Origin of the sequence: Sinomonas sp. R1AF57 (assembly GCF_002224485.1) — a bacterium.
Taxonomy (GTDB): domain Bacteria; phylum Actinomycetota; class Actinomycetes; order Actinomycetales; family Micrococcaceae; genus Sinomonas; species Sinomonas flava.
Map to the genome: position 1 here is coordinate 2597115 of NZ_CP022463.1, position 12915 is coordinate 2610029.

Consider the following 12915-nt stretch of genomic DNA (forward strand, 5'->3'; position numbering starts at 1 on the left):
CCCTCTCAGCGGGCGCGGTCACGGTCCCGGGCGCCGGTCCGCTCCCAGCCGCGCTGGGGCGCGCGGCTCCCGGGCGCAGGCCCGACGTCGCGCGAGCGGTACACGATGTACGGGCGGAACAGGTAGTGGAACGGCGCGGTGAAGGCGTGGACGAGGCGCGTGAAGGGCCACATCGCGAAGAGGACCATGCCCACGACCGTGTGCCACTTGAACTCGAACGGTGCGGCCGCCATGGCGGCGACGTCCGGCTGGAAGACGAACAGCGACCGGAACCAGGGGCTCACGGTCTCGCGGTAGTCATAGGCGTGGGGGTTCGGGGACACTGTGCTCACGAGGGTGGTCCAGACCCCGAGCGCGATCGCGCCCACGAGGAAGATGTACATCGCCTTGTCGTTCTTCGTGGTGGCCATGAACACCGGGCCGGTGCGGCGGCGCCGGTACACGAGCAGCACGATGCCCAGCAGCGTGCACACGCCGGCGATGAGCCCCACCGACAGGGCCAGGAAGTGGTACAGCTCCTGCGTCACCCCGAGCGCCTCGGTCCACGCCTTGGGGATGACGAGCCCCACGAAATGGCCCGCGATGACGAAGACCAGCCCGAAGTGGAACAGGGGCGAGGCGATGCGCAGGAGCCGGGACTCGTACAGCTGCGAAGACCGGGTGGTCCAGCCGAACTGGTCGTAGCGGTAGCGCCAGATGCTCCCGGCGATGAGGAGCACCACCATGAGGTAGGGGGCCACGCCCCACAGCAGGACGTCCATCAGAGGTTCCCTTCCTGGGCCATGGGGAGCAGCCGGGGGTCGTACGGGTCGAGCCCGACCGCCTCGCGCGGGGGCCCCGCGAGCGCCATGGCCTCGGCCCGGCTCGTGGGGGACGCCCCGGGGAGGGACCGGCACACGGCCTCGAGCACGGACGCGTACGGCGATCGGGCGTCGGCGAGGGCCATCCTCAGGAGTTCCAGGCTCGCGCGGTACTCCGCCAGGAGCGCGCGGCCGGAGCGGTAGTCCGCGCGGGCCGTGAACTCGAGGACGAGGGGCAGGTAGTCCGGCAGCTCGCCGTCGAGGTCCACGAGCCAGCCGGAGTCGCGGTAGCGCCGCTTGAACGTGCCGAGGACCTCGCCCCTGCGCCTCGTGTCGCCGTCCGTCCAGTAGGAGAGGTAGAGGGCGTGCCTGCGGGACATGTCGAACGTCTCGACGTAGCAGCGGCGGGCGGCCTCGGCGTCGTCGTCCGCGATCCGGGCCGCGGCCGACTCGAGGAGCCGCGGCAGCGGGCCGCGCTGCTCGGCGAGGGCGGCGAGCACGAGCCCGAGACCGTCGCGCCAGCGCTCGTCGGGGTACTCGAGGAGGCGCGCCGCGGCGGCGTAGAGGACCGCATGCTCGTGCCGTCTCATGACCCCGGTCCCTTCTCCGCGGAGGCCCCGTTCCCCTCCGGGAAGAGGCCCTCGGGCACGCCCCGGCCGTCCCAGTTGAGGAGGTTCACGCGGCCGCGCAGCGACCCGGGCTGGGACTCCCCCTCGGTGGTCTGGCGGTCCTTGAGCGCGTGGAACGTCTCGACGGCGACCGGCACGGGGCGGCCGCTGGCCTCGCCGAACGCGTCCGAGGGGTACATCCCGGGGCCCTCGTCGAAGTCGAGGGAGCAGCCGAGCTCCTCGAGGTTGTGCGCCTCCTCGACGTGGGCCTTGGGTATCACGTACCGCTCGCTGTACTTGGCGATCGCCATGAGACGGTACATCTCCTGGACGTCCGCGCCCTCCATGCCGACGCTCGCCGCGATCGACTCGTCCGCGCCCGTGCCGAGGGAGATCCCCCGCATGTAGGCGCGCATCGCCGCGAGCCGGCGGAGCACGCGGTCGACGACGGCCGTGTCGCCTGCCGTGAACAGCTCGGCGAGGTACTCGCGCGGGATGCGCAGGGCCTCGATGGCACCGAAGAGGGTCCCGGCGTCCTCGGCGTCGTGCCCCTGGTCTGACAGGAGGTCGATGACGGGCGAGAGCGGCGGCACGTACCAGACCATCGGCATGGTGCGGTATTCCGGATGCAGCGGGAGGGCGACCTCATAGACCTTCGCGAGCCTGTAGACCGGCGAGCGCCGGGCCGCGTCGAGCCAGTCCTCCGGGATGCCGTCCCGCCGCGCGGCGGCGATGACCTCCGGGTCGTCGGGGTCCAGCATGAGGTCGAGCTGCGCGCGGTAGAGGTCCTTCTCGTCGGGGACCGAGGCCGCAGCGGTGACGGCGTCGGCGTCGTACAGGAAGATGCCCAGGTACCGCAGCCGGCCCACGCACGTCTCCGAGCACACCGTCGGCAGCCCGATCTCCACCCGCGGGTAGCAGAAGGTGCACTTCTCGGCCTTGCCGCTCTTGTGGTTGAAGTAGATCTTCTTGTACGGGCATCCCGTGATGCACTGGCGCCAGCCGCGGCAGCGGTCCTGGTCCACGAGGACGATCCCGTCCTCGCTGCGCTTGTAGATCGCGCCCGAGGGGCACGAGGCCATGCACGAGGGATTGAGGCAGTGCTCGCAGATGCGCGGCAGGTAGAACATGAACGTCTTCTCGAACTCGAAGCGGATCTTCTCCTCCGCCTCGGCCCGCTGCTCCTGCGCCCTCTCCTGCTGGGCCCTCTCCTGCTGGCGCAGTTTTGCCACGATCGGGTCCTGCAGCCCGTGGTCAGCCGACCCGCCCAGGTTGTCGTCCCAGTTGGCGCTCCACGTGACCTTCATGTCCTCGCCCGTGATGAGGGACTTGGGCCGCGCGACGGGGAAGTCGTCGCCGAGCGGCGCCTCGACGAGGTTCCGGTAGTCGTAGGTCCACGGCTCGTAGTAGTCCTTGAGCTCGGGCTGGACCGGGCTCGCGAAGATGCCGAGGAGCTTCTTGACGCGGCCTCCGCCCTTGAGCCGCAGCCGTCCCCGCTTGTTCAGCTCCCAGCCGCCCCGCCAGCGCTCCTGGTCCTCGTACTGGCGCGGGTAGCCCTGGCCGGGGCGCGTCTCGACGTTGTTGAACCAGACGTACTCGACGCCGGCGCGGTTGGTCCACGCCTGCTTGCAGGTGACCGAGCACGTGTGGCACCCGATGCACTTGTCCAGGTTCATCACCATGCCCACCTGGGCCATGACCCTCATCAGTACTGCACCTCCTGCGAACGCCTGCGGATCGTCGCGACCATGTCGCGCTGGTTCCCGGTGGGGCCCAGGTAGTTGAAGGCGTACGCGAGCTGCGCGTACCCGCCGATGAGGTGCGTCGGCTTGACCAGGAGCCGGGTCGCCGAGTTGTGGATGCCGCCGCGCCGGCCGGTCGCCTCGGACTTCGGCACGTCGATCGTGCGCTCCTGCGCATGGTGGACATACACGACGCCGGCAGGCATGCGATGGCTCACGATGGCCCGCCCCACGAACACGCCGTTGGCATTCACGCACTCGATCCAGTCGTTGTCCTTCACGCCGATCGCCTCCGCGTCCTCGCGGCTCATCCAGCACGTGGGGCCGCCGCGGGAGAGCGAGAGCATGAACAGGTTGTCCTGGTACTCGGAGTGGATGGACCACTTGTTGTGGGGTGTGAGGTACCGGACGGTGATCTCGAGGCCGTCGCCGCCGAGCCTGGGCTCGCCGAACAGCCGGTTCATGTCCAGAGGCGGCCGGTACAGCGGCAGGGCCTCCCCCAGGTCCCGCATCCAGTCGTGGTCCAGGAAGAAGTGCATGCGCCCGGTGAGCGTGTGCCACGGCTTGAGCCGCTCGACGTTGATGGTGAACGGCGCGTACCGCCGGCCGCCGGTCTCCGAGCCCGACCATTCCGGCGAGGTGATGACGGGGACGGGCGCGACCTGCGTGTCGGCGAACCGGATGGTCCTCTCCTCGGACCCTTCGGCGAGGTCGGCGAGCCGCCGGCCCGTGCGCACCTCGAGGTCCTTGAAGCCCTGCACCGCCAGCTCGCCGTTCGTGGTCCCGGAGAACGCGAGGATGGCCTCGGCGAGCTTCGCGTCCGTGTCGATCGCCGGCAGGCCCGCGGCCGGCCCGTGGGACATCACCCCGTTGCTGCCGGCCAGCCGGTCGAGCGTGTGCCCGAGCCGATAGGTGACGTTCTTGACCGTGAAGCCCTTCTCGCGCGCCAGCGGCCCGACGGCAGCGAGCTTGTCCGCGATCGCCGTGTAGTCGCGCTCGACCACGGCGAAGACCGGCATCGTCTGCCCCGGCACGGCGGGGACGTCGCCGTCGCGCCAGTCGCGCACGACGCCGCCGGGCTGGGCCAGCTGCCCCGGCGTGTCATGCTGCAGGGGCACCGAGACGAGGTCCCGCCGGACGCCGAGGTGCTTGCGGGCCAGCCTCGAGAACTCGCGGGCCAGCCCGTGGAACATCTCGAAGTCGCTCCGCGCCTCCCACGGGGGATCGATCGCGGGGGTGAACGCGTGGACGTACGGGTGCATGTCGGTCGATGAGAGGTCGTACTTCTCGTACCAGGTCGCGGCCGGGAACACGATGTCGGAGAGCAGGGTCGTGCTCGTCATGCGGAAGTCCGCGGACATGAGCAGATCGAGCTTGCCCTCGGGCGTCTCCTCGTGCCACGCGACGTCGCGCGGGCGCGGCATCCCGGGCTCTGCCGCAGTCCCCATCACGTTGTTGTGGGTGCCGAGCAGGTTCTTGAGGAAGTACTCGTTGCCCTTCGCGGAGGAGCCCATGAGGTTGGAGCGCCACAGCACGAGGGTCCGGGGCCAGTTCTGCTCGGCGTCGACGTCGTCGATCGCGGGCTTCAGCGTGCCTTGCTTGAGCTGTGCCGCCACGTACTCGGCCTCGCTGGCAGCGGCACCCGACGCGACGGCGTCGTGCGCCTCATCCGCGACCGCGAGCGGGCTGCGGTCGAACTGCGGGTAGAACGGCATCCATCCGAGCCGTGCCGACTGCGCGATCGCGTCGGCCGTGTGCATGCCGTCGAGGTGGCCCTCCGCCAGCGGAGAGGCGAGCGAGGCCGCCGAGTACCCGTCGTTGCGCCACTGTCCGGTGTGCATGTACCAGTACGAGGTCCCGGTCATGGTGCGCGGCGGCCGACTCCAGTCGAGGGCGTTCGCGAGCGAGACCCACCCGGTGATGGGGCGGGTCTTCTCCTGGCCCACGTAGTGCGCCCAGCCGCCGCCGTTGCGGCCCATGGAGCCGGTGAGGAGCAGGAGGGCGAGGATCGAGCGGTAGGTCGCGTCGCCGTGGAACCACTGGCAGATTCCCGCGCCCATGATGACCATCGAGCGTCCTTGGGACTCCTCGGCGTTGCGGGCGAACTCCCGCGCGATCCGGATGCACTGGGACGCCGGGACTGAGGTGATGGCCTCCTGCCAGGCGGGAGTGTAGGGGCTGGACGCTTCGTCGTACCCCGCAGGCCACTCCCCGGGCAGGCCTGGCCGCGCCACGCCGTATTGGGCCATCATCAGGTCGAACACGGTGGTCACGGTGCGTCCCCCCAGCTCGCGCACCGGGACCCCGCGCGTCAGTACCGACCCCGACCCGTCTGGGGCCTCGAAGCAGGGCAGGAGGACTTCGGCCGTGCCGCCCTCGGGATCACCGTGCAGGCTCAGGCGCGGCACGACGTCGCCGAGGTCGAGGTTCCACTTGCCCTCGCCGGAGTCGCTGTAGCGGAAGCCGATCGAACCATTGGGCACCACGGGCTGGCCGGTCGCGTCGTCGAGGAGCACGGTCTTCCACTTGGCATCCTCGGTGCCGTCCTGGCCGCCCTGGTCCTGGCCGTCGGGGAGGTCCGCGGCGGTGAGGAACTTTCCCGGCACCAGCCCCGCGCCGTCGGGCCCCGGCACCAGCGTGATGAGGAACGGGAGGTCGGTGTACCGGCGGGCGTAGTCGGTGAAGAAGCCGACCTGCCGGTCGCGGAAGAACTCGGTGAGCAGCACGTGGCCCATGGCCATGGCCAGGGCCGCATCGGTGCCCGCCTGCGCGGGCATCCACTCGTCGGCGAACTTCGTGTTGTCCGCGTAGTCGGGGCTCACCACGACCACCTTCGTGCCGCGGTAGCGCACCTCGGCCATCCAGTGCGCGTCCGGGGTCCGGGTCACCGGGACGTTCGAGCCCCACATGACCAGGTAGGTGGAGTCCCACCAGTCGCCGGACTCGGGGACGTCCGTCTGGTCCCCGAACACCTGTGGACTGGCCACGGGGAGGTCCGCGTACCAGTCGTAGAAGCTCGTCATGACGCCGCCGATGAGCTGGACGAAGCGTGTCCCGACGCAGTGGCTCACCATCGACATCGCGGGGATCGGCGAGAACCCCGCGCACCGGTCGGGCCCGTACGTGCGGATGGTGTGGACGTGGGCGGCCGCCGCCATCTCGGTGGCCTCGTTCCAGCTGGCGCGCACGAGGCCGCCCTTGCCGCGGGCCTGGTGGTAGCGGCGCCGCCGCTCCGGGTCCGACACGACGTCGGCCCAGGCCTCGACGGGGTCCCCCAGGCGCTGCTTCGCCTCCCGGTACATCTCCAGCAGCACGCCGCGCACGTACGGGTAGCGCACACGCGTGGGCGAATAGGTGTACCACGAGAAGGCCGCACCGCGGGGGCAGCCCCGGGGCTCGTACTCGGGACGGTCCGGGCCCACCGAGGGATAGTCGGTCTGCTGCGACTCCCACGTGATGATGCCGTCCTTCACGTACACCTTCCACGAGCACGAGCCCGTGCAGTTCACGCCATGGGTCGAGCGGACCACTTTGTCGTGGCTCCACCGGTCCCGGTAGAACACATCCCCTGCGCGCCCGCCCTCGCGGAACACAGCGCGCCCATCATCGGTCTCGTCCCAGCGGGTGAAGAAGCGACCCATCGCGAGCATCGCGTCGGATGCGCTTCCGTCCAGCCCGGGGCGGATTGGTCCGGCAGCCATGGCCACACTCTAGGAAGCGGGTCAGACCGGCGTGAAGGACCAAGGACCCTAGCGAAGGAAAATCTGCGCTAATCGGATGCCGGATTTGGATCGGTCACGCGACTGTCCTCGACAGCGGCCGCGACATTCCTTGTGAAGAGCACAAGCCATGAGAGAATGACGCCCGCCACGACGAGCTCCATGGCCGTCATGTTGTAGTACGCGAGGGGCCACCAGATGAGCACGGAGAGCACGGCCGCCCCCAGCATCACGTACCCAGCGGCGTAGAACGTCCGGCCCAGCCCGGGCAGCCACGCGGGCGCGCGCAGGACGAGGAACGTGTAGACGGCCGTCATCGCCGTCGCGAGTGTGTTGTGGAGCGGCATGAAGACGTCCACCGGAATCAGTCCGGCGCCCGCGAGGAGGACCCCGAGGAGCACGAGGCTGGCGAGGAGCGCGCGCTCGCGTGTGGGGCCCAGAGGCGAGCGGGCCCGGCGCCTGTAGAGGTCCAGCGACCTCAGGTCGCGGGTCATGTACTCCGCCAGGAGCGTGATGACGGCGCCGGCCGTGACGAGCGTCGCGTTGAACGTGAGCGAGACCCCGTAGTCGGCGGCCCCGAGCACGCTGAAGTTCACTTCCCACCAATCGGTGCGGTTGGTGGTGACCATCGAGGTCAGCACGCCCGCCGCCAGGAAGGTCGCGAGGAGGTTGGACAGGGCGTAGCTGTCCATCCGAGAGCCGGACTGGTGCGACGAGTAGCCGGCGAGACCACCTGCCACCGCCGTGAGGAGCGAGGCGGCGAACGCGTCCAGCGTCAGGCCGGTGAACGCGCGCTGGAAGATCTGGAAGCTCGCCCACGTGACCATGAACGCGATCGCCGCGTGCGCGAAGGACAGCGCCACGAGCCCGAGGAGCCGGCGCCAGAGCGGCCGTTCCGCAAGCCAGCGGCGCTCCGGGTCGGCGTAGGAGCGCCGGTAGGCCACCGGGAAGGACAGCAGCGCCGCGGCCCCGGCCACGATCGCCGCGACGTCGCCGACCCCGTTGTCTCCCGACAGCGCCGGCCTGCGCTCGGCGAAGGCTGCGAGCGCCACGGCCACACCCACGACGGCGGCCGCCCCCGCACCGAAGAGCGCGTGGGCTTCCGCCGTGGTCGCCGGGCCCACGACGCGGCGCGGCAGGTCGGCGCTGCGGCGCGGCGCGTCAGCGCTGCGGCGCGCCGGCTCGGCGGTGCGGCGGCCGGCCTCGGCGTCCCGGCTCATGGAAGCCTCCTCATGGGCGCCAGTCTAGTGGCGCGCGGCAATGCTTCCCCGGGGAACGCGAGAGCCCCCTCCCGCTCGGGAAGGGGGCTCTCACTGTCGAGGCGCCGTGGGCCGATCAGCCCTCGAGGATCACCTTGGTCGCGTTCGGGTCGACCGGGACACCCGGGCCGAACGTCGTGGCGACGGTGGCCTTCTGGATGTAGCGGCCCTTCGACGCGGACGGCTTGAGGCGGAGGATCTCCTCAAGGGCGGCCGCGTAGTTCTCGGCCAGCTGGCGGGCGTCGAACGAGCTCTTGCCGATGATGAAGTGCAGGTTCGAGTGCTTGTCGACGCGGAAGTCGATCTTGCCGCCCTTGATGTCCGTCACGGCCTTCGCGACGTCCGGGGTCACCGTGCCGGTCTTGGGGTTCGGCATGAGGTTGCGGGGGCCGAGGATCTTGCCGAGGCGGCCGACCTTGCCCATGAGCTCCGGGGTGGCCACGGCGGCGTCGAAGTCCGTCCAGCCGCCCTGAATGCGCTCGATGAGGTCGTCCGAGCCGACGATGTCGGCGCCGGCAGCCTCAGCCGCCGCGGCCTTGTCGCCGGTCGCGAACACGACGACGCGGGCGGTCTTGCCGGTGCCGTGCGGGAGGTTGACGGTGCCGCGGACCATCTGGTCCGCCTTGCGGGGGTCGACGCCGAGGCGGAACGCGACCTCAACGGTGGCGTCCGCCTTCGAGGAGCTGATCTCCTTGGCGAGGGCGACGCCCTCGGCCGGGCTGTACAGCTTGCCGGCCTCAATCTTGGCGGCTGCTGCCTCGTATGCCTTGCTGCGCTTTGCCATGCTGCTCTTGATCTCCTTGTGCAGGTGTGGTCGTTGTGGGCCGCGCTAGGCCCTGCCACGGACTTCTCAGGTGGGGCAATCGCCCCGGTGGTTGAGCGGAGCCGAAACCCCGGTCAGGAGGGACTAGCCCTCGACGGTGATGCCCATCGAGCGGGCCGTGCCCGCGATGATCTTCTTCGCGGCCTCGACGTCGTTCGCGTTGAGGTCCTCGAGCTTGGTCTTGGCGATCTCCTCGACCTGCGCGTCGGTGAGCTTGGCGACCTTGACCGTGTGCGGCGTGGCCGAGCCCTTGCCGACGCCCGCAGCCTTCTTGATCAGCTCAGCGGCCGGCGGGGTCTTGGTGATGAACGTGAACGAGCGGTCCTCGTAGACCGTGATCTCGACCGGGATGACGTTGCCACGCTGGGATTCCGTCGCGGCGTTGTACGCCTTGCAGAACTCCATGATGTTGACACCGTGCTGGCCAAGCGCGGGACCGATCGGCGGGGCCGGGTTGGCGGCGCCTGCCTGGATCTGCAGCTTGATGAGGCCGGTGACCTTCTTCTTGGGAGCCAATGTAGGGTCCTTCTCTTCTTCTGGTTCCCGGTGCAGCAGGAGCGCCGCACCGGGGGTGACTGCCATGGCCAGGCAGTCCGCCGCCCCGCGGCCGGAAAGGCGTCCAGCCTCAGGGCGAAATCTTCAGTTGTCCTGCCCCACGCTGGGCTGCGCGGGCGGGGCCCTAGATCTTCGAGACCTGGTTGAACGCGAGGGTGACCGGGGTCTCGCGCTCGAAGATCGAGACGAGCACCACGAGGGTCTGCGACTCGGGCTTGATCTCCGAGATCGTCGCGGGAAGGGTCTCGAAGGGGCCCTCCTTGACGATGACGGACTCGCCGACCTCGAAGTCGACCGCGACCGGCGCGGAGGGAACCCGCTGGCCGGCCTTGCCCGCCGCCTTCGCCTCGGCAGCCTGCTCCTGCTCGAACACGGGCGCGAGCATCGAGAAGACCTCGTCGAGCGTCAGCGGCACCGGGTTGTGGGCGTTGCCCACGAAGCCGGTCACACCCGGGGTGTGGCGCACGGCGCCCCACGAGGCGTCGGTGAGGTCCATGCGCACGAGCACGTAGCCCGGGATGCGCACGCGGTTGACCACCTTGCGCTGGGCGTTCTTGATCTCGACGACTTCCTCCATCGGGACCTGGATCTCGAAGATGTAGTCTTCCATGTCCAGCGTCTGGATGCGGGTCTCGAGGTTGGCCTTCACGCGGTTCTCGTAGCCTGCGTACGAGTGGATGACGTACCAGTCGCCCGGCTGGCGGCGCAGCTTGGCGCGGAACTCCTCGGCAGCCTTGGCAGCGGCCTCAGCGGGGTCAACCGGCGCTTCCGGCTCGGAGGCCTCTTCGGCCTCGGCCTCGTCAGCCTCGACCTCATCGGCCTCGGCTTCGTCGGTGCCCTCGGTGGCGAGCTCGTCCTCGGTCTCAATGTGGACGCCCGGGGCGCCGAACGCCTCGGTGGCGACAGCCTCGTCGTCGTCCGTCTCGGCCTCAGCCGAAGCGTCGTCGTCCGTCTCGGCCTCAGCCGAGGCCTCGTCCTCAAAGGTGGCCTCGTCCTCGGGGGCGGCAGGGGCAGCCGCGGAGTCGGCGGCATCGGAGAAGGCCGGCTCGAAGGCCGTCTCCTCGTGCTCGGTTCCGCGATCCTCGAGCTCGTGCTCAGACACTTAGTCTCCTGCTTTCCTCATCTGCGACTTAAATGCGTCATCCGCACACCCCGGTCCGGGGTGCCGGATCTCGTTCCAGCACCCGGGCCACGGTCTGCGGACCCGGCCTACCTGTCGGTGGGGGACGTCCCGTCGAAGACCCAGCCGACGCCGATCCCGAAGAGGAAGTCCAGGACGGAGACGACGACCATCATGACGACCACGAACCCCAGCACCATCAGGGTGTAGTTGAGCAGCTCCTGGCGCGTCGGCGTGACGACCTTGCGGAGTTCGCCGATGACCTGGCGGAGGAAGAGGGCAATGCGGCCGAAGAAGCCGAGCTTCCTGGCCTGCTTGGGGCGGCCCGCCGAGCTGCTCGCAGCTGTTTCGGTCACCGATTCCTCGCTTACTCCCTTATCGCCCGCAGGACATCCCCGCCGGATCCGTTCTGTGGGTGCTGGAAAAGCCCGGACCAGCCGGGCTATTCCTTGCGCAGGGTAGACAGGACTCGAACCTGCAACCTGCGGTTTTGGAGACCGCTGCGCTACCAATTGCGCCACTACCCTATGGCGGTTCACCGCCTCGACGGCGGAATCACCGTGGACCACCATACCAAGCTTCCGGGCTCGGACGCGCATCGGTCCGCGGAAGGCAGGTGGCCCCAGGAGTTCCAGCGCCGAGGATCAAGTCTACGCATATTCCGGGCCGGCGTCGAACTCGCCTCGCCACGCGCGCGGCGCGGGAGGCCGGTACCGCCTAGAGTAGAGGGCGACCCCGCCACCGCTCACAAAGGATGCCCCCATGACCTCCGCCCGCATCTCCCAGCGCATCGGATCCATCGCCGAATCCGCCACCCTTGCTGTGGACGCGAAGGCGAAGGCCCTCAAGGCGGCCGGGCGCCCGGTGATCGGCTTCGGCGCGGGCGAGCCGGACTTCCCGACCCCCCAGTACATCGTCGATGCCGCAATCGAGGCGGCTCGCCAGCCCAAGTACCACCGCTACTCCCCCGCCGCGGGCCTCCCCGAGCTCCGCGAGGCCATCGCCGCGAAGACGCTCCGCGACTCCGGGTATGAGGCCGCCGCCAGCCAGGTCCTCGTGACCAACGGCGGCAAGCAGGCCGTCTACAACACGTTCGCCACGCTCCTCGACCCGGGCGACGAGGTCCTCCTCCCCACCCCGTACTGGACCACGTACCCGGAGGCCATCCGCCTCGCCGGCGGCGTGCCCGTGGAGGTTTTCGCCGGACCCGAGCAGGGCTACCTCGTCACGGTGGACCAGCTCGAGGCCGCGCTGACCGAGCGCACCAAGATCCTCCTCTTCGTCTCGCCCTCGAACCCGACGGGCGCCGTGTACTCACCGGAGCAGGTGGCGGAGATCGGACGGTGGGCTGCCTCGAAGGGCCTCTGGGTCGTCACGGACGAGATCTACGAGCACCTCACGTACGACGGCGTCCCGTTCACCTCGATCGCGACCGCCGCCCCGGAGCTCGGCGACAAGGTCGTGATCCTCAACGGCGTCGCCAAGACGTACGCGATGACCGGCTGGCGGGTGGGCTGGATGGTCGGGCCCGCCGACGTGATCAAGGCCGCCACGAACCTGCAGTCCCATGCCACGAGCAACGTCGCGAACGTCTCGCAGATGGCCGCTCTCGCCGCGGTGTCCGGACCGCTGGACGCGGTCCAGGAGATGAAGGCGGCCTTCGACCGCCGCCGCCAGACCATGGTGAAGATGCTCTCGGAGATCGACGGCGTCAACTGCCCGACGCCGAAGGGCGCCTTCTACGTCTACCCGGATGTCCGCGGCCTCCTGGGCAAGGAGATCGCCGGGGTCCGCCCCGCCACCTCGGCCGAGCTCGCGGCGCTCATCCTCGACAAGGTCGAGGTGGCGATCGTCCCCGGCGAGGCCTTCGGCCCGAGCGGCTTCGTGCGCCTCTCCTACGCGCTCGGCGACGCCGACCTCGCCGAGGGCGTGGGCCGGATCCAGGAGCTCATCGGCACCGCCAAGTAGCCTGCGGCAGGGCGGCACGCCCAAGCCGCCGAAGTCACCCCTTGTGGGCCCGAGGTCACCCCGTGTGGGCCCGAAGTCACCCCGTGTGGGCCCGAAGTCACCGCGTGCCGGCACTCCGATCGGGAGAAGAACCTCCGGCCGCACCAGAAGTGCCCGTGTCATCCATGAGTGGCGGTTTGCTCAACTTATGGATGGCACGGGCACTCTTCGTCCAAGCCGGCCTCCTCCACGCTGTTCCGGGCGCACGACGGCGAGTGGTCGCCTGACGTGAGTTCGGCGCCCAGGCCGCCACGCGACGTCGTGCGTCCCGTGAAGGTGACC

The 12915-nt window shown here is 69.8% G+C and carries 10 protein-coding genes and 1 tRNA gene; 1 reads left to right on the forward strand and 10 read right to left on the reverse strand.

Features of this window, described 5'->3' with window-relative positions:
* Positions 1-5 precede the first annotated feature (5 nt).
* From narI to CGQ25_RS12010, 10 genes are all read right to left on the reverse strand, one after another.
* Complete coding sequence (gene narI / locus CGQ25_RS11965) at positions 6-761, reverse strand: respiratory nitrate reductase subunit gamma (protein WP_208709975.1); 756 nt, start codon at positions 759-761, stop codon at positions 6-8.
* On the reverse strand, positions 761-1390 hold the full coding sequence (narJ, locus tag CGQ25_RS11970; RefSeq protein WP_208709976.1) for a nitrate reductase molybdenum cofactor assembly chaperone: 630 nt from the start codon (positions 1388-1390) through the stop codon (positions 761-763). The genes narI and narJ overlap by 1 nt, the downstream gene beginning before the upstream one ends.
* Positions 1387-3114 (reverse strand): nitrate reductase subunit beta, encoded by a 1728-nt coding sequence (gene narH, locus CGQ25_RS11975; RefSeq protein ID WP_208709978.1) that lies wholly within the window; start codon positions 3112-3114, stop codon positions 1387-1389. The genes narJ and narH overlap by 4 nt, the downstream gene beginning before the upstream one ends.
* Positions 3114-6851: a nitrate reductase subunit alpha gene (locus CGQ25_RS11980; protein ID WP_208709980.1), complete on the reverse strand. Its 3738-nt coding sequence runs from the start codon at positions 6849-6851 to the stop codon at positions 3114-3116. Before CGQ25_RS11980 ends, narH begins: the two co-directional genes overlap by 1 nt.
* A gap of 68 nt (positions 6852-6919) precedes the next feature.
* Positions 6920-8089 (reverse strand): hypothetical protein, encoded by a 1170-nt coding sequence (locus CGQ25_RS11985; RefSeq protein ID WP_208709982.1) that lies wholly within the window; start codon positions 8087-8089, stop codon positions 6920-6922.
* 115 nt (positions 8090-8204) lie between these two features.
* Positions 8205-8912 (reverse strand): 50S ribosomal protein L1, encoded by a 708-nt coding sequence (rplA, locus tag CGQ25_RS11990; protein ID WP_208709984.1) that lies wholly within the window; start codon positions 8910-8912, stop codon positions 8205-8207.
* Between the two features lie 123 nt (positions 8913-9035).
* The gene (rplK, locus tag CGQ25_RS11995; protein ID WP_208713059.1) at positions 9036-9467 is read right to left on the reverse strand and encodes a 50S ribosomal protein L11; all 432 of its coding nucleotides are present in this window, start codon (positions 9465-9467) and stop codon (positions 9036-9038) included.
* Between the two features lie 163 nt (positions 9468-9630).
* Positions 9631-10608 carry a transcription termination/antitermination protein NusG gene (gene nusG, locus CGQ25_RS12000; protein ID WP_208709986.1) on the reverse strand — a complete coding sequence of 326 codons (978 nt, stop codon included), beginning with the start codon at positions 10606-10608 and terminating at the stop codon, positions 9631-9633.
* A 107-nt stretch (positions 10609-10715) separates the two neighbouring features.
* Entirely contained in the window at positions 10716-10982 is a 267-nt protein-coding gene (secE, locus tag CGQ25_RS12005; protein WP_208709988.1) for a preprotein translocase subunit SecE, read from the reverse strand.
* 98 nt (positions 10983-11080) lie between these two features.
* Positions 11081-11153, reverse strand: a tRNA-Trp gene (locus CGQ25_RS12010).
* A 235-nt stretch (positions 11154-11388) separates the two neighbouring features.
* Between CGQ25_RS12010 and CGQ25_RS12015 the strand changes: the two genes are divergently transcribed.
* On the forward strand, positions 11389-12594 hold the full coding sequence (locus CGQ25_RS12015) for a pyridoxal phosphate-dependent aminotransferase (RefSeq protein ID WP_208709990.1): 1206 nt from the start codon (positions 11389-11391) through the stop codon (positions 12592-12594).
* The last annotated feature ends 321 nt before the right edge of the window (positions 12595-12915 follow it).